The following is a 17858-nucleotide window of genomic DNA, read 5'->3' as shown; positions in this document are numbered from 1 at the left end:
CCCCCCCCGATGGGGCGGGGGCAGTGCGTGGCGATATCTCCTGGAAAGCCGTGGATGGGCCATATACAACCCCTATCGATCATCCCCGCCTGAAGCAGGTAACCATCTCTCCCCATCCTGCCGCACTATAGACACCTTCCCACCGACCCGGCACCCTACCAAACCCCGCCCCCAACAAGGTATAAAAACCTCAAAGGCTACTTGTCCCACCGGTGCATGAAGCCATGGACATCGAAGAGTACCGTTCGATCATATCGAACGCCATCGAGAGGGAGATCGAATCCTACACCTTCTACCGCACGGTCCGGGAGAAGGTCACGGATGAGAACCTGAAAAACCTCTTCAACGAGCTTGCCGGTGAGGAGAGCAAACACCGAAAGACGCTCGAAGCCTTTCTCCTGAAAGAGCCCGGGAAACTTGCCTTTAACACGCAGCGGGACTACAAGGTGGCCGATACCCTGGAGGTCCCGCCGCTCTCGGCCGACCTAAAGCCTCTCGACGGCCTCGTCATCGCGATCAGGAAAGAACTCGACGCGATGCAGATGTACACCCAGCTCGCGAGCCTCAGCGTTGACCCGGAGCAGATCGAGCTCTTTGAGAGCCTCGCCTCGATGGAGCGGGGCCACAAGGCGCGCCTCGAGGACATCTACACCAACATGGCGTTCCCGGAAGCCTGGTGAATGCGGGGCTCGCGGTTCCGCCACTCTTTTTTATCGCACGGTAAGGCGAGAGGAGATTCGAAGAAAAGGGTGCAGGATCTCCCCTGCATCATTCGACGGCGCAGTATGCGCCCTTGAAGAACCAGTTCCGGTAGACGATCGGGGTGATGAGGGTGGTCAACAGGCTCATCAGGACAATGACAACGAAGATTCCCTGGCCGATGAGTCCCGACTCGAGCCCGATCAGGGCGACGATCATCGCCACCTCGCCGCGCGGCGCCATCCCGAACCCGATGATGAGGGAGTCCTCCCGGCACATCCCCATCGCCCGTGCGGGGAGAGCGCACCCGATGACCTTGGTGACGATGGCGACCAGGGTCAGCACCAGGAGGAAGAAGACCATGTCGGAGGTGAGTGCACGGATATCCGCGAGGATTCCAAGCGATACGAAGAAGATCGAGGCGAAGACGATCTGGAAGTACTCGGCACCCTCGTAGACGCCCTTGCTCTGCCGGAGTTCGACACCGGCGAAGGCGACCCCGGCGAGGAACGCACCGATGATACCGGATAAGCCCACCAGGTCGGCGAGCATCGCGTATAGGAACGCCACCATCATGGCGAAGATGAAGACGAACTCGGGATACTTCCGCGCCAGAGGTGTCGCGTCCATCCGCTCGATGACCTTCCGGATGCCGAAGTACCCGACGGCACCGGCGACGACGATGAACCCAAAGGACTTGGCCAGAATCAGAGCAACCGATGTCACCGAGATGTCCCCGCTCACGACGAGATCGGTGCTGACGGCAAGCACGAGAAGGGAGAGGACGTCGTCGATGACCGCGGCGCCGATGATCGCCTTCGCGGCCCCGGTCTGGAGCACGCCGATCTCTTTGAGAACGTTTGCGGTTATGGCGATACTCGTCGCCGTCAGTGCCGTGCCGACAAAGACTGCGCTCGCGAAGTCGAACCCGAAGAGGACGGCAGTTGCGTAGCCGCCTATCCACGGGACGACCACGCCGACAAGGCCGATGACACCGTAGCGCGGGTCGAGGATATCCCTGATGTTGAACTCGAAACCGATGACGAAGAGGAGGATGATTGCCCCAAGATGCGCCAGGGTCGCGACGAAGTCCGTGTAGGTGATCAGACCGAGGACGCTCGGTCCGACGAGAACCCCCACAAGAATCGCCCCGATCGTCGCCGACTGGTTGATTCGGGATGCCACGAGGTAGCCGGCAAGAGCGAGGAAGAGGAGGAGGCTCATCTGGATCTCAATTGCTAGGGCAGCGCTTTCCATAGTTACCTGCCCATGATCTGGGAGGGAGGCCTTAAGAAATATGTGGAACACCGAAGAGTTGCAGCTCGATCCGGAACCGCTTCTCCGCCACACCGGAGATTCCGCTGACGATACGGGTCCCGGACACCACCCCGGCACTACCGGACGAAACCGTCCCTGCCGGCATACCGGGCCGTATCCCCGGCCGCCTCTTCGATCCTGATGAGCTGGTTGTACTTCTCCACCCGCTCGCCCCGTGCCGGTGCACCGGTCTTGAGGTGGCCGGTCTGCATCGCGACGGTGAAGTCGGCGATGAACGTGTCGACCGTCTCGCCGCTCCGGTGGGAGACCATCGCACCCCAGTGCTGCTGCTGCGCGAGATGCACCGCGGCGATCGTCTCGGTCACCGTTCCGATCTGGTTGGGCTTGATCAGGACGGCGTTGGCGGCCCCCTTCCGGATACCCATATCGATCCGGTCGACGTTCGTGACGAAGAGGTCGTCGCCGACGAGTTCCACCCGATCCCCGAGTGCCTTTGTCAGCAGCCGCCAGCCGTCCCAGTCGTCCTCGGCAAGGCCGTCCTCGATGACGATGATCGGGTACGCCGCCGCAAGGTCGCGGTATCGATCAACCATCTCGGCAGCGGTCAGGGTCAGCCCCTCGGTCCTGAGGTTGTAGACGGCGTCGCTGTAGAACGCGCTCGACGCCGGGTCGAGAGCGATCCCAATCTCCCGACCGGGCGCATACCCGGCGCGTTCGATTGCTTCCACGATCAGGTCGAGCGGCTCGGTGTTCGTGGAGACCGCAGGGGCAAACCCGCCTTCGTCGCCGACGCCGGTCGTGTAACCCCGCGCCTCGAGGATATCTTTGAGCGCATGGTAGGTCTCGCTCCCCCACCGGACCGCTTCCGCGACGCTCGGAGCGCCGTAGGGGGCGATCATGTACTCTTGGAAGTCCGGCCCCTGCCAGTTAGCGTGAACGCCGCCGTTGAGGATGTTCATCATCGGGACGGGAAGGAGCGGCTTGAGCGGGTCTCCGAGGTACTCCCAGAGCCAGAGACCCTCTGCGGCGGCGGCTGCCCGGGCGGCGGCCATGGAGACCGCAAGCGTGGCGTTGGCGCCCAGGTTCCGCTTGTTCGGTGTTCCGTCGAGATCGGAGAGTGACTCGTCTACCGCCGCCTGATCACTGGCGTCCATGCCCTGCAGGGTGGCGGCGATCTCGCCGTTGATTCGGGCGACCGGCCTTTGCACCCCCTTGCCGCCGTAACGGTCTTTTACGCCGTCCCGAAACTCGACGGCTTCGTGTTTCCCGGTCGATGCGCCGGACGGGGTCGCGGCACGCCCGGACGCCCCGCCGGCGAGTATTACATCCGCTTCGACGGTCGGGTTCCCCCTTGAGTCCAGGATCTCGCGGGCATGGATCAATCGTATCCTCGTATCAACCTCGATCATGCTCGATGGCACCGGGAGGCGGGAGGGTATCGAGCGCAAAAAAGGTATCGACGGCACCGGGGTCGCGCGGGCGGCGGCGGCAGCATGGGCCGATATCGCATTACCATTTGCGATGAACCCGATTGCCCGTTCTCGTCCGTCGTCGGAGAAGATCGAGGCACAGGGCAGGTATGCGAAGTTCTATCGAGATACAAAAGGAACCGGCGGCGGTGCGGGTGATGCTCCCTCCTCACCACGCCCGACCGCAGTGCAGGCAGCGATCCCTGTGCATGCTGAGGATATTCCCGCACTGTGGGCATCTCCAGCGGACTTTCTCCTGTTCGACGAACTCCGTGACTCCCTGTTCCCGTATCTCGCGCAGGTTGTCGAGCACGCTCGTCCGGTATTTCGTGTAGCGCCTGTCCAGGTGTTTCAGCCGCGTGCAGGGATATCCGGCGCATTCGTAGCAGTACTCCCCCGTACGGTCTTCGCACTGCCGGATCCTGCACCGGGCGCAATACGCGTTCAGCCTGGCGGCATCATCCGTCCGGCAGCCCGGGCACCTGTTCTTCTCCCGCAGGTAGCCGATGCAGAGCCCGCAGTTTATGCCGCAGGGGGCGATCAGGAGAGGTGAGAGGTGGGTCATTCTTGTATGCTCGCCGTACGCCAAAAAGTCCCTTCCGGTTTCGCCGCCGAACAAGATAAGAGTGGCTGCGAAATACCCACGTGCGGCAATGTGAAGGCCCAGTACTTCGCTAAAACGGTTGAGGTAATCTTCAAGAGGTCAAACCATCGACCTCCCTTCGCGTTCTCCCGCGTGCTTCCGCGTGAAGCCATATTGCTATCTTCGCCCATTAACTCGCGCGAAGAGCGCGAAGCCGCGAAGTCCGGTGCCCGGGTCCTGCCGATCCCGTTGTAGGTCGCTATGCGAGGCTGCATTGGTCTATTTCAGATGCCGAAATTAGCGAAGTACTGAGGCCGGATGAATGCAGTACCCCCGGGCGGATTCGAACCGCCGTCGCCGGATCCAAAGTCCTGCATGATTGACCACTACACTACGGGGGTGCCGAGAGAAACGAACTCGAACCGCCGATACCGCAGGCATCGGCTCCTATATTTTATGTACCGCGGGATTATATCGGTTTGCTCGCGGGCAGAAGGGGTGAGGAGGGGAGGCCAGCCGGGGCTACTCACGTCCGATCGAAGTCGTCCTCGAACCTGACGATGTCGTCTTCGCCGGTGTACTCCCCGATCTGGACCTCGATCAGTTCGAGCGGCAGGAGACCGGGGTTCGCGAGCCGGTGAACCGTTCCCGCAGGGACGAACGTGGACTCGCCGTTCCGGAGGAGGTAGGTCGCATCGCCGATCGTCACCTCGGCGCACCCGGTGACGACCACCCAGTGTTCGGAGCGGTGGTGGTGCATCTGGAGGGAGAGGCGCCGTTTCGGGGGAACGGTGACCCGCTTGATCTTGTATGACTGCCCCTCCTCCAGGTTCGTGTAGGAGCCCCAGGGGCGGTGGACCTGCGTGTGGAAGAGAGCACGCGAGTCCCCCTTCTCACGGAGGGCTTTTGCGATCTCGCCCACCCGCTGGGCCTCGTCCCGGGCGGCAACCAGGATCGCATCCTTCGTCTCGACGATGGCAAGGTCGCGGACCCCGACGGTGGCGACCAGACGGTCGGCGATGATCAGGTTCTCGGAGGAGTCGATCCCGATATGCTCGCCCCTGACCGCGTTACCGCTCCCGTTCTTTGGGAGGGCGGCGTAAAGTGCGTCGAAATTCCCCACGTCGCTCCAGTCGCATTCAAGCGGCACGACCGCCGCCCGCCGGGTCTTCTCCATGATCCCGTAGTCGATGGAGAGAGCGGGGGTTGCCCCGTACGCCTCCTCGAGGGGCTGCTCGAACGCCCGGGCCACCTCCGGTGCACACGCCTCGCACTCGGCGAGGAAGAGGCCGGCATCGAAACAGAACATACCGGAGTTCCAGAGGTAGCCGTCGGCGACGTATCGCCCGGCGGTCTCGATATCGGGCTTTTCGACGAAGGCGTCCACGAGCGAGCCGTCCCCGAGAGGCTCCCCGGGCCGGATATAGCCGTATCCGGTGTGCGGCGAGGTCGGCCGCACCCCGAAGACAACCAGGTAGTCCTTAGTAAGCCGCTCCGCCCGGCGGAATGCGTCGCGGAACTGCCCGGCCGCGGTGATCAGGTGATCCGAGGGGAGAACCGCGACCGTGTCCGGCCCGTCATCCCGGGTGATCTCGCGGGCGCCGTAGTAGATCGCCGGCAGGGTGTTCTTGCCCACCGGCTCCACGAGGACGCGGCAGTCGCACCCGATGGCGGCGAGTTGGTCCCTGACCAGGAACCGGTGATCGGTGTTCGTGACGATGGCGATCTCCTGCGGCGAGGAGAAGAGGAGCGCCCTCTTCACGGTCTTCTGGAAGAGAGACTCGTCGTCGACGAGCGGGATGAACTGTTTCGGGTAGTGTTCCCTTGAGAGCGGGAAGAGGCGGGTGCCGCTCCCGCCTGCAAGTATGAGCGTCTTCATGGGATGACTCCGTGCCGGAGGCACTCGATTGTGTACTTTATGCGGCAGGGAGGATAAAAACGTAAGGTTCTCAGGGAGTTCGGGCGAACCCGGCGATCTCACGATGCGGCCGGGCGATCGGGCTCGATAAGGCGAACCGTATCGCACCTGACAGTGTATCGACCCCGTACCCCCCGGAAAAATGAGTGATCCTGCCCGATCAGGCCCGGGTCATCGTCGAGTTCCCCGGGTAGAGCGCCCGGGCCTGCGGATCGAGGTCTTCGGCCACCGCAAGAACATTCTCGGCCTCATAGTAGTTCCCGAGCCTGCCGAGCACCATGCCGTACGTCACCAGAGCAAAGATGCACGACCGGTCGATCGCGAGCGCCTGCCTGCACGCAAGCGCCGCTTCCTGGGGCCGGTCGAGCCGGGTGAGGATCACCGCCCGGTTGTTCCAGGCGTAGACATCATCGTTGTCGCAAAGTATTGCTGCACTGAATGCAGCGAGCGCTTCCTCGTAGCGCCCCTGCCGTTCAAGCGCCACCCCCCTGTTGTTCAGGGTTGCGGGGTCGTGCAGACCCTCCGTGGCGACGTCGCTGTACGCCCGTGGCGTATCTCTGTCATTACCCTTGCGGGACATCTCCGGTGTAACCAATCGGGGCATACGTCTGCACCTCGCCCCCCTTTACTGTGGAGTAACAATATATAGGTTCCTGCACCCGCCGTGCCCGGGAGCGCGGCGAGCCCGGATCGGCCAACCGGGTGCCTCAAGGGGTTACCGGCCGCCGTCGCGGAACCACGCCACCGTCTCGCGGAGCCCCGCTTCAAGTGTGCAGCGGGGAGAGAACCCGAAGGCCTCCCCTGCCCGGGTGATCTCGGCAAGGGAGTCGCGCACGTCCCCCGGTCGCGGCGGTTCGTATATCGGCCGGCGGTGTATGCCGGTGATCTCTGCGAGAATGGACGCAAGCTGGTTCAAACTGATCCTGCTGCCCCCGGCGATGTTGAAGACGCCGGAAGCATCGCCCTCCATCGCCAGGATGTTTGCCCGCACCACGTCGGCGACGAAGATGAAGTCCCGGGTCTGCTCTCCGTCGCCATAGATGATCGGCGGCTTATCCCCGAGCAGTCGGGTGATGAACTTCGGGATCACCGCCGCATACTCGGAGTTCGGGTCCTGCCGGGGACCGAAGACATTGAAGTAGCGCAGAAATACCGTCCGGATGCCATAGAGATCGGCGGACACCTTCCCGTAGTGCTCACCCGCGAGTTTCGAGACCGCATAGGGGGAGAGCGGTCTCGGCGCCATCGTCTCTCTCTTGGGGAAGACCGGATCGTCGCCGTAGATCGCCGAGGTGGAAGCCGCCACGACCGTCGGGACGCTGCACTCCTTTGCAGCCCAGAGAACGTTCAGGGTTCCGGTCACGTTCACCGCGTTCGTCTCCAGGGGGTTTGCCACGGATCGGGGAACCGAAGCGACGGCCGCCTGGTGGAAGATGCCGTCCGCTCCGGCACAGGCGTCGACGAGCAGGTCGAGATCGCTGACGCTCCCCTCGATGAACGTCGTCCGGGGATGAACCAGGAGACGATCGATGTTCTCCCGCCGCCCTGCGGAGAGGTCGTCGACGATCACGACCTCGTGGCCGTCGCGTGCCAGCCGCTCTGCGAGGTTGGATCCGATGAACCCCGCCCCGCCCGTGACGATGTAACGCATACAGGCAGCATAGATACTCCAGCGATATTTGAGCGTTCCCGAGGGGAAGGGGAAGAGGGCAAAGGCGAGGAAATGCTCGCTCCGGAGGACGAAACGGGTTTTTTCCGCGAAGACACAAGTGGGCTCACCAGATATCCTGCCCCTCGACGCGAGAACAGCGATGATAAACCTGTGTAGGCGCCGGGAACCCCACCCCGGCACGGCTGCACCGCGAGGTCCTGCGTCGGCCGGCACCCATATAGCATCATGCAGTTTATCCGGATCGCCCGGAGGGCCCGATCACTCCTCCTTTTTTCCGTTCGAGAGCGGGAAATACTGCTGATAGACGCGTTTACGCTCGTCGATGTCGGTGTGCAGGTAGATTTCGGTCGTCTTGATGGAGGAGTGACCCAGGTTTTCCTGCACGACGCGGAGGTTCTTCGACCGCCGATAGAGCTCGCTCGCGTAGGAATGGCGGATTTTATGCGGCGTAATCCCGGAAGGAGCGTATTGCTTGAAGAGATGCTGGACGGTTCGCGGGGAGATGTGGTTGCCCTGCTGCCCTACAAAGAGCGGCCCCTCGATCTTGTTGCCGATGAACTGGTTAATCTCTTCAAGCGTCTCTTCGTCGATGAAAACCGTCCTAATTTTGTCGCCCTTACCCTTCACCCGTATCGTCTGCTCCTCGAAATCAATGTCCTCGACGCATATCGCGCAGAGTTCCGAAACACGGACACCGGTGGCGTAGATAAGGCGGACGATCAGCCGGTCGCGCTCGCTCTCGATGGTGTTGATCAGGCGGATCACCTGACTGTGTTTGAGGTATTTCAGCTCCTGATTCTTGATCCGGGGCCGCTCCACCCCGAGCATCGGGTCGGCGACAACGGCCCCCTGCACGTAGAGGTACTTGTAAAACGAGGAGAGCGTCGAGATCATCCGGTGGAGAGTCTTGGGCTTGTAATCCTGCTTCTCCGTAAAATACGAGAAGAAATCGGTGACGAGGGCCGCAGAGACGCTGACGTCCGCATCCAGCGGAGCGTTCTCGAACGTGGCCTCATCGAACGAGGTCTCGTTCGAGTTCTGCCGGAGCCAGGCGTATCGGGCGAAACGCCGAATGGTCTGCAGGTATTTTTCGATCGTCCGGGGCGAATAATTCCGCATCCGGAGGTAACTAGCGAAGCGATCCAGCCATTCCGAGAAAAAGGCGTTTTCCATTGTACAATACATTAAATAACGAAGCATATCAAGATTGCGGTAAATGCCTATTCCCCGCAACATATTGCATCACCGGAGAACCCGGGTCCCACCCGAGGAGGCGTCCACCACACCAGGCACCGAGAGAGCCGCTACAAGGGGGGCGTCCCGACCAGAGAACTCGCCGATCTCCAGAATACGTGCAGCAGGAGAATAGATACCTGGAAAGCAAAAAAATCAGCCCTACCGGACCCATGCCGCTGAAGGGGACCCATAGCAGAGACATCTCCAAAAAAACCCAAAGCGCGCCCGAAAGTTGCAGAAACACTGAATTTACCAGGGCTCCTAAAAAATGGGTATCAGGTGATGCAGATTGTTTCGGAGTTAGGAGGTATGCAGGGGCTGCACCCCAGGTGGGGGCGGGGAAGCAAACCCTACTGAATACATCCTCCTTCAGGTATATGAACCCCTTACCGCGCGGGGAGAAAGTGAACGAACCAGGAGCAGCACAGGCGCTACGCGACCCCCACCTGCCGCCCACATATAAACGACCCCCACATATGAGCACAGACGCCCTATCGCTCCCTCCGGCAACCTCAACTATAGATAAGAGCACGATCGCGGCTCAGAACCCTGATATGAGGGCGCCGGATCCGGGTGGCCGGCCACAGAACGCCGGGACAATGGCGCGCTCCAGGAGAGAAGGCAGGGCAAAGCCATTTTGATGAAGATCCGTACAGCCGGGCATTACTCGAACCCGGCACCAGACAGAACGTCGCAACCCACCCTAACGGTTGGGATGAGGTAACGAAATCTCGTGCAAAGGGCGCGAATCCGCGAAGGGGCGCCCCCAAAGAGAATGGGGATCGGTGGTTTGACCTCGTGGGCTCGAGCACCGTCAGCTCACGCGAAAGCGCGAAGAGCGCGAAGAAAAACTCCCCCGGGGGCTCGACAACGGTTACCGGCCGAGATCGTATCGGGCTTCGGAGACGGCCTCGAACATAACCGGGGCCGGGCGTTCCTTCAGGAACCAGACGAGGGTCCGGTATTTCGCACGGTCCTGGCGAATATTGTGCCGCAAACGAGAGAACAGCCCACCCTGATGGCCGGATCATCGCCCCGCACCCCGGAGCAAAGAGGCAGGCATAAACCCTATGATGCTATATGGTGAACAAGGGCGACCGTGACGGCGGCAGCACCCGCACAACAACCGATCCCGGCGGCGCATCCGGTTTCTTTTGAACCGTCACCGTTCAACCAGCCTTATTGAAATAGCAAAACCAACAAGAGGTAGATAAAATGGAAGAACCAGACAGCATCAAAGACCCGAACAAGTACCAGAAATTCAAGAAGGTGGATGGCGCCACCTACCAGCGGGTCAACCAGTTCCTGCGCAAACACACCCACATCACCGCCCGCGAGTGGGCCATAGCACGCCTCTGCGCAGACTTCAAGACCACCAGCGGCTCGGAGATGACGTTCATCGGCGAAAACCTCCCCGAACTCTGCCCGTTCATGGTCGACTCCTACTCCCCGCAGGCGGTCAACCAGGCAAGGAGTTCGTTCAAGAAGAAGGTGAAGAAAGCCGGGGCCACGTTCTTTTACGGGGCGATGTGCGGTTTCTTCACCGCGGAGGAACTCGACGAGATCCTCTTTGAGGCGAGCGAGGTCGCCCGGTTCCTGCTGGAGGTGGAAGGGACGAGCCTGAACCTTGACGACGAGATCGACGTCGAGGACCGGATCACCGAGGTGATGCGGGGCGTGGCCGAGGCGGCTTCGGTCATCCTGAAGGCCCGGCCGGGCCAGGAAGGCGGGGGCCGGGGAGGAGAAGAACCGGAAGTACAGAATCAAGAAGAGGGAGAGGTATGAAGATCATACAGGTCGTCGGCCGCTCGAACGCCGGGAAGACCACGTTCATAAAGAACCTGATCGGTGCGCTTTCCGCGCATGGGGCCGTCGGAGCGGTCAAACATCTCGGGCACCACGGCTTTTCGCTAGAACCCGGAAAGGACACCACCATGTATTATGAATCGTATGCTGCTATATCCGGCGGTGTCGATGAAGAGAAGTCGGTCGTCGTCAGGCGGGAGAACGATCTCAACTCCACCCTGGAGGTCCTCTGCAATGCCGGGATTGAGTATGCCATACTCGAGGGATTCAAGTCGAGATCGTTCCCGAGGATCGTAATCGGCGATCTCGAGAGCGAGAACGTCGTGCTCCGCAACCCTTCGGTCGAGGAGGTGATCGCCGCACTCGACCGGTTCGAAGACTACTACACCGTCGAGGGGCTGGTCAGGGATCTCCGGCGCGAGTGCGACATCTCGCACGCAGGGGCCATCCTCACGTTCAACGGGATCGTCAGGGAATGGTCGGGGGACGACCGGACTGAATACATGGACTTCGATAAGACCGTCGACACCGTGGCGGAGAGCATCCAAAAAGAGATGGAAACCGTCCCGGGAATCATCGGCGCCCGGTTTTACCACCGGAAAGGACGGCTCTATGCCGGAGAGGATATAACATATCTTGCTATACTTGCAGAGCACCGGCAGGAGGCCTTCGCCGCCGCCGCCAACGCAATCGACAGGCTGAAACGGGAATTACACGACGTGGAGAAGTGATGAGATGCGAAACGGAAAACAGATGTTTGGAACGAACGGCGTGCGGGGCGTGATCGGAGAGACGATGACGCCGGCCCTCGTCCTCAAGATCGGTGCAGCGCTCGGATCGATGAGGAGAGGCACCATCGCGGTCGGCAGAGACACGCGGACGTCCGGCGAAGCCCTGACCCACGCCCTCAAGGCCGGGCTCCTGATGACCGGGTGCGACGTGGTGGACATGGGCGTCCTCCCCACCCCGGCCCTGCAGTATATCATCAAGACCAACCGGTTCGACGGCGGCGCGATGATCACCGCATCCCACAACCCGCCTGAGTACAACGGCGTGAAGATCATCGAGGCCGACGGCACCGAGATGTCCGATGAGGAGATCATCCGGCTCGAAGGCCGGTTCTTCGCAGAGGAGTTCGATGTGGTCGACTGGGACGGCATCGGCAGCGAGAGCGCCGCACCCGACCGGCTCGAGGAGTACATCGAGGCAGTCGTGGCGCACTTCCCGGAAGGCATCGGCAAGGGCATGACCGTCGTCGTCGACCCCGGCTCCGGGCCCGCGGCGCTCACGACCCCGATTATCCTCTCAAGGATGGGGTGCCGGGTCCATACCATCAACGGCAGGCTCGACGGCACCTTCCCGGGCCGGATGCCCGAACCGACACCTGAAGGATTGCAGCCCCTCTCGGAGATGGTCCTCGCCACGGGCGCCGACTTCGGGGTGGCGCACGACGGCGACGCCGACCGGGCGGTCTTCGTCGATACCAAAGGACGCTATATAGAAGAGAACTACGAGTTCGGTCTCATCGAGGACTATGTCTGCGGTAGAAACGGCAACGGGCTCGTCGTCACCCCGGTCGCCACCTCCCGGCTGATACGGGATATCGCGGAGAAACACGGCTGCATCGTCGACTACACCCCCGTCGGGAGCATCTATGTCGCGAGAAGGATGATCGAACTGATCGACAAGGGCAGGAAAGTCTCGTTCGGCGGTGAAGGAAACGGCGGGCTGATATATCCCGACCACCAGTTCTGCCGGGACGGGGGCATGACCGCCGCCATGATGGTGGCGGTGCTCGCGAGCCATAACGGCAGGAAACTCTCGGATATCGTCGACGAACTCCCCGCATACCACCTGGTCAAGGAGAAATACCATACCGCCGACCCGGCCGCACTGGTCCGCACCGTCGAAGAGGCGTTCGCGGGAGAGACCATCGAGAAGATCGACGGCATCAAGATCGTCAGGGAGAACGCCTGGGCACTGGTGCGGGCATCGGGCACGGAACCGATGATCAGGATCATGATCGAGGCAAAGGACCCGGCCGTCGCGGACGCCATGTACCGGGAGATTATGATGGTCGCGACGGGTCGTTAGAGCCGAATTAGAGCCCCGGGCAACCACAAACGCGGGCGGGGACAGACCCGATCCCCCGCCGCCCCAACCCCTCGCCTGCGGGATCGGCATACGATGAAGCAGTTCCGCACGCGGTGCCCGGGATGACTGCTATCCTTCACCTTATCCCCGATATTTTTGAGGAACTCTCCAAATCCATTGAAAAACATTCTTGTGAGAGGGGGGCAACCTATATATCTGATAATGGATATCCATGATGCAGAACCCACGAGAGAGCGCTGATCAAAATGGATGGAAAGCTACAGATAAAACAGAAGATCAACTCCGCTATCTCTTCTGGCGATCTGCGTGAGCTTGAAAAGGTAGCTTCGGACATATCGGAGACCCAGACGAGGAAGGAGAAGAGATCGCTCTACGAGCAGATGAATGCCGCCCTGGTCGAAGCGGCGTTCGACGAAGGCCAGCCGGAACTCTTAAGCCAGCTCGTCGAACCGACCAGAGAAGAGATATTCGATCTCGCCAACCGTGCTGCCGCCATCTATAGCGAGAAAAAAGACGAAGCATGGTTTTCCGCGATATTCACACTGGTCGATAAACTCGATCGCAAGAGCCATCAGTCAGATATCCTCGCCCGGATCTCCCGTGACCTCGTCCAAGCCGGGGTTGATTCCGGCGACATCCATTACATCGAGAAAGGAGGAGAGGCCTTCGATAAGATCAGCATCCGCAAATACCGCTCGGCCATCCTCTCCGAGATCATCCCGCTCTTCATCCGGTACGGGCAGAAGCACCGGAACGTCGAGATCATGCAGTATGCTCTCCAGATGCTTCCCGAGATCGGCGACATATCGCGGCAGTCGCAACTCCACGCCGACGTGGCCCGGGCGATCGCCGGGGCCGGCATCGAGGCCGGCGATATCAACCTCGTGATCCGCGGCCTTTTAAGCGCCGCCGAGATCAACCAGAAGATCCGGCGCACCAACTCAATCGCCGACATCGTGGACGCCGCCTGGAAATCCTCCCTGAAGAAGGAGATCTCCGATATCGAACATATCCTTGACTCTCTCCCGGATATCCCCGAAGAGCGGCTCACGGAGGTTCTCGCGATCCTGACCGAGCAGCTCCTCGACCGCCAGCGGGACAAAAAACAGGTATACACCAGACTGCTCAGGATCGACGACGAAAAGCCGTGGGCAGGCCAGACCCTCGTCCTCGAACTCCTGAAGAAAGCCGAGCGGAGCGGGGAACGCTGGTTCCTCGAGAAGGCGTTCGAGTTCAACGCCCGGGGTGCGGGAGAGACCCAGCTTCCCATCGAAGAGATTGTCCTCTCCGGGATCGCGGTCGTCGAGAAAAGCGGCAACCCTACCGTCCTCCTCGACATCACGCCGCTGATCGACGAGTCCTGCGATGCTGCAAAAGCGGCCCAGCTCTACCGGCAGATCACCGACGCACTCTCCCGCATGGGCGACTTCCATCACGCGATCGAGGTCATGAAGAAGGCCAGCAGCAGTGCACAGAGGATCAACGCCCAATTCTTCGATACCAGCGTTCGCCTGATCAAGGAGGGGGTCCGGCGCGACGAGATCGCACTCGTCCGCGAGAACATCCTCGCCCCGCTGGATATCGAGATCGCCGATTCGCTGGTTCACCAGGCGGTGACCGACTTCTGCAAGGAGTACGACTTTGACGAGATCGTCAGGCACATACCGGCCATAAAGGAACTCGTGGACTCTCACCGCACACAGGACACCCTGCTTCTCGAGTGCAGCACCATCCTGATCGAGCGGGGGTTCGTCCGCCAGAAAGAGCCGTCGGCCCTCGTGGATCTGGTGAGCCAGATTGGCGAACAGGATCTCCGCGAGCAGGCCATCTCGACCATCGCAGTCGAGATGGCACGGGTCGGCGTCGCCCGGAAAGACCGGGATCTCCTCCGGCACGCGACCGGACTCACCTGCGAGATCGTGGACCAGCGGACACGGGCCGAGGCGATGGGGGGCATCGTGGACCAGGCTGCCGTGCTCGCCGTTGAGGACGGCGACCTCGACCTGCTTCACGGGATGCGGGTTCTCTCCACGTCCCTCTTAGAGCGGGACTACTGCCTCTTTGCGATGGGCAAGGTCGTCCACGGCCTGATCATGTACGGGATCGAACAGCTCTCGCTTCAGGCGCTGGACGAGGCGGGCCAGATCCTCTCCCAGATTGCCGACCCGTCCCTGCAGCGGCAACTGGCCGATCCCCTCATCGAAGGCTACGTCCGGGTCGGGAGCCTGCAGGTGGCGGACCACCTCTCCCGGGGTGAGGCGCAGATCTTCGACGGCATGATGGAACCGTTCGAGATCGCGCTCAACCTCCTCAAGACCAGCACCTCGCGCGAGGAGATATCGATCAAGATAGCAAGTTACGTCGATATCATGCTCGAGTACACGCAGGTCTACGCGAGCCCGATCTTTGCGGCGCCCATGTCGCTCTTCTCCCTGGAGATCGACGGCGAATACGAGCGGACCGCCATGATACAGCGGATCCTCACGTTCTTCACCGACTACACGAAAGAGTTCGACTCGGCCGATCCGTATGAGGTGACGGCGTACCTGCTCGAAGGGAGCGAAGGAGGGGCGGCAGCGCAGCCGGTGCTCGAACTGATGTACCGGCTCTTCGAGCACACCAACGACGTCTACGCGCGCTACACCGGGATGTACCGGATCGTGAGCGCCTACTCGGCTCTCGAAAACGTTGAGCAGGCCGAGACAATCATCCGGAGGCTCCACGAGACCATCGGCGACCTCTCCGATCCGTCCGTCCGCGCGATCATGCTCGCCGACCTCGCCGGACTCATGGCCGGGATCGATCACGATGCAGCCAGAGACTACCTTGCCGAGGCGCAGGAGACGCTTGATGCCGCAGGGAGCGAGCGAGAGGCATTCGTCAGGAAGAACCTGATCTACGCCGCAAGAAACCTCAGTTCCGTGAACCGGCAGGAGAATGACATCGAATGGGCAATGGGGCAGGTCGACAGGATCGAGGATCCGGTCGAGTACGTGGACGCTCTCGCGGCGGTCTTCGACATGGTCAGCGAACCTGCGCAGAGAAAAGAGATCCTCTCGTCGATGTGCCATACGGTCGTGAACATCCCCTCTCCCTACGTCCGGCTCTCGATGCTCTTTGACGTGGCACAGTTCGCCGAGACGTACGGCGACGAAGAGGAGATCGAAGAACTGTTAAACGGCATGGAGCAGACCGCCGGTTACATCCAGATCCCGTTCATCACCGCTATGGCGCAGCAGCGGATGGCCCGGATGCTCTTCTCGTTCTACCGGGCAAGCGGGAAACCGGCCGCCCGAGAGCGCGCCGCCGGTATCGTCTCCGCAATCGAAGACGACAGGATCCGGTACAACCTGACTGTCCAGCTCGATCAGAACATGCCCCCGTCATGGAAGAACTCCGTGTATGCCAGGATCCTCGACTGCCGGGACAAGATCCGGAACGGCGAGTACACCACAAAGGACATGGTCACGCTCGATCGAGCGATACGTGCGGCGCCCGACAGGGCAAAGCGGGCAGCCTACTACACGGAACTCTACCTCATTGCCCGGGGCGCGGGGCAGCAGGAGGTTGCGGACAGGATGCTGCTCTGCGCGCTCGAGGAGGCCCGGATCATCAGGCCGCTCTCGCGGCGGGCGTTCGTGCTCGGCGATATGGCGTGCCGGATCTATGCGGAGCGTTACGAAGACCGCACGAGGGAGATCCTCGATCTGGCCGTGAGCGAGGCGCTCAACATCCGCGACTCGGCGATCCGGGACGAAGTCTACGACGAGCTGGATATGTCCATGCGGATCATCCAGGAGCACTGGCTGTGAAGACGATCGAGATCCGGGTCTCGGGAAGGGTGCAGGGCGTCGGGTTCCGCGCGTGCATCAAGAGGATCGCCACCAATCTCGGCGTCGGCGGCGAGGCGATGAATCTCCCCGACGGGCGGGTGCTCATCACCGCAACCGCCGACCCGGTCATCCTCGATAAGTTCGTCTCCATGCTCTACGGGTGTCCCCGGGTCGTCGTCAGGGATCTCGTCCAGCGGGAGATCCCGCACGCTGCGTACCCCGAGTTCACCATCCAGCGGGGCAGTTACCAGTACAGCACGTGAAACTCGGCGTTTGCAAGGAGCGCATCCCGCACGATGCGCACCTGTGCGTCGATACGGGCCTGGTCGATGGAGTCGCGGAGCGCCGCGCTCAGCCGGGCCGAGATATCGCTACCAAGATAACACCGCTTTTCCCCGCATTCGTAATCCCCGCTTGAGATCTCTTCGCGGGCAAACCGGATGACGGCACGATCCACCATCGAGGCTTTCTGCGGTTCGATGAGGTCGTGGACGAAACTCCCCGCCCCTTCATGAAGCATGCCGAGGTTGGGATCGAGGTGAGCCCCGACCACCGAGACGCAGCAGTTGCCGTAAAGCATCGCGTAACCGAATGCAAACATCGCGTTGACGGGGTCGAGGTAGGGGCGGCTCGTCCTGCGGCGGAACCCGAGTTCCGGCGGGAGCGTGCGGGAGAGGATCTCATAGTACATATCGGCGGTCAGGCGGGAGAGTCGACGCAGATTCTCCATCGTGACCGAGGCCGAGAGTTCCTCCCGGGCCTGATAGAGGAAGTCAAGTTCTCCGGCGTAGAAGATATCGTGCCCGGTCTGATCGTAGAGTTCCTCGAGGAGGAGAAGCCTCGACTGGAGGGCGGCCCGCGCAAGCGGCTGAGCGAACCGGTGGGGGCCGGCCCGCTCCTGGGCGAGGCGCACCGCCTCGTCCGGCCGGTAGCCGTACGGGTAGAGGTATCCGACGGGCGTGCCGTCGATGTCGAAGATGGTGATGGCAGCGCCGGCTTTGAGGAGATTCGTCACCGCCGAGGTGTGCAGGGTATGCCCGCCGACGATCAGGAGGTGCTTCACCGTCTGTAAGGGGTAACGCCGGGTATTGCTCCCGCGCGCGATGATCAGCTCCTGTGTCGTCGCCTTGATGTGCCCCCCGTAGCCGAAGACGGGGAGCCAGGGTTCCGTCGCTGTCATTCGATCACTCTGGAAATGAACATTGGGCTGTTTTTGGTGATTAATGCATCGAATCTCCCGGATACAGAG

The 17858-nt window shown here is 61.5% G+C and carries 14 protein-coding genes and 1 tRNA gene; 6 read left to right on the top strand and 9 right to left on the bottom strand.

The window, feature by feature from the left end:
• The first annotated feature begins 224 nt into the window (after positions 1–224).
• On the top strand, positions 225–680 hold the full coding sequence (locus L21_RS04565; RefSeq protein WP_074369319.1) for a ferritin-like domain-containing protein: 456 nt from the start codon (positions 225–227) through the stop codon (positions 678–680).
• Positions 681–768: 88 nt separating this feature from the next.
• Here the strand turns inward: L21_RS04565 and L21_RS04560 are convergent, their stop codons facing one another.
• The 8 genes from L21_RS04560 to xerA form a co-directional block, all read right to left on the bottom strand.
• Positions 769–1956, bottom strand: coding sequence for a cation:proton antiporter (locus L21_RS04560; protein ID WP_074369317.1), 1188 nt, complete (start codon positions 1954–1956; stop codon positions 769–771).
• A 137-nt stretch (positions 1957–2093) separates the two neighbouring features.
• On the bottom strand, positions 2094–3386 hold the full coding sequence (eno, locus tag L21_RS04555; RefSeq protein ID WP_074369316.1) for a phosphopyruvate hydratase: 1293 nt from the start codon (positions 3384–3386) through the stop codon (positions 2094–2096).
• 229 nt (positions 3387–3615) lie between these two features.
• The gene (locus tag L21_RS04550; RefSeq protein ID WP_074369315.1) at positions 3616–4011 is read right to left on the bottom strand and encodes a DUF3795 domain-containing protein; all 396 of its coding nucleotides are present in this window, start codon (positions 4009–4011) and stop codon (positions 3616–3618) included.
• Between the two features lie 346 nt (positions 4012–4357).
• Positions 4358–4430 (bottom strand) — tRNA-Gln (locus tag L21_RS04540).
• Between the two features lie 125 nt (positions 4431–4555).
• Positions 4556–5908 carry a mannose-1-phosphate guanylyltransferase/mannose-6-phosphate isomerase gene (locus L21_RS04535; RefSeq protein ID WP_074369313.1) on the bottom strand — a complete coding sequence of 451 codons (1353 nt, stop codon included), beginning with the start codon at positions 5906–5908 and terminating at the stop codon, positions 4556–4558.
• A gap of 199 nt (positions 5909–6107) precedes the next feature.
• Positions 6108–6551 carry a tetratricopeptide repeat protein gene (locus L21_RS04530; protein WP_074369312.1) on the bottom strand — a complete coding sequence of 148 codons (444 nt, stop codon included), beginning with the start codon at positions 6549–6551 and terminating at the stop codon, positions 6108–6110.
• Positions 6552–6662: 111 nt separating this feature from the next.
• The gene (locus L21_RS04525) at positions 6663–7598 is read right to left on the bottom strand and encodes an SDR family oxidoreductase (RefSeq protein WP_074369311.1); all 936 of its coding nucleotides are present in this window, start codon (positions 7596–7598) and stop codon (positions 6663–6665) included.
• 279 nt (positions 7599–7877) lie between these two features.
• Positions 7878–8792 carry a site-specific tyrosine recombinase/integron integrase gene (xerA, locus tag L21_RS04520; protein WP_074369310.1) on the bottom strand — a complete coding sequence of 305 codons (915 nt, stop codon included), beginning with the start codon at positions 8790–8792 and terminating at the stop codon, positions 7878–7880.
• A gap of 1278 nt (positions 8793–10070) precedes the next feature.
• On the opposite strand from xerA, the gene L21_RS04515 reads away from it, so the two are divergent.
• From L21_RS04515 to L21_RS04495, 5 genes are all read left to right on the top strand, one after another.
• Positions 10071–10640: a DUF5806 family protein gene (locus L21_RS04515; protein ID WP_074369309.1), complete on the top strand. Its 570-nt coding sequence runs from the start codon at positions 10071–10073 to the stop codon at positions 10638–10640.
• Positions 10637–11392, top strand: a complete 756-nt coding sequence (mobB, locus tag L21_RS04510; RefSeq protein ID WP_074369308.1) for a molybdopterin-guanine dinucleotide biosynthesis protein B — start codon at positions 10637–10639, stop codon at positions 11390–11392. The genes L21_RS04515 and mobB overlap by 4 nt, the downstream gene beginning before the upstream one ends.
• Before the next feature lie 4 nt (positions 11393–11396).
• The gene (gene glmM, locus L21_RS04505; RefSeq protein ID WP_074369307.1) at positions 11397–12755 is read left to right on the top strand and encodes a phosphoglucosamine mutase; all 1359 of its coding nucleotides are present in this window, start codon (positions 11397–11399) and stop codon (positions 12753–12755) included.
• A 266-nt stretch (positions 12756–13021) separates the two neighbouring features.
• On the top strand, positions 13022–16588 hold the full coding sequence (locus tag L21_RS04500; RefSeq protein ID WP_074369306.1) for a hypothetical protein: 3567 nt from the start codon (positions 13022–13024) through the stop codon (positions 16586–16588).
• On the top strand, positions 16585–16872 hold the full coding sequence (locus tag L21_RS04495) for an acylphosphatase (RefSeq protein WP_074369305.1): 288 nt from the start codon (positions 16585–16587) through the stop codon (positions 16870–16872). The genes L21_RS04500 and L21_RS04495 overlap by 4 nt, the downstream gene beginning before the upstream one ends.
• Here L21_RS04495 and cas1 read toward each other — a convergent pair.
• Positions 16854–17789: a CRISPR-associated endonuclease Cas1 gene (gene cas1 / locus L21_RS04490; RefSeq protein WP_074369304.1), complete on the bottom strand. Its 936-nt coding sequence runs from the start codon at positions 17787–17789 to the stop codon at positions 16854–16856. The two genes, L21_RS04495 and cas1, sit on opposite strands and share 19 nt — an antisense overlap.
• Between the last annotated feature and the right edge of the window lie 69 nt (positions 17790–17858).

It is taken from the genome of Methanoculleus chikugoensis (assembly GCF_900095385.1).
GTDB lineage: Archaea > Halobacteriota > Methanomicrobia > Methanomicrobiales > Methanoculleaceae > Methanoculleus > Methanoculleus chikugoensis_A.
This window is presented reverse-complemented; position numbering and strand designations above follow the sequence as displayed.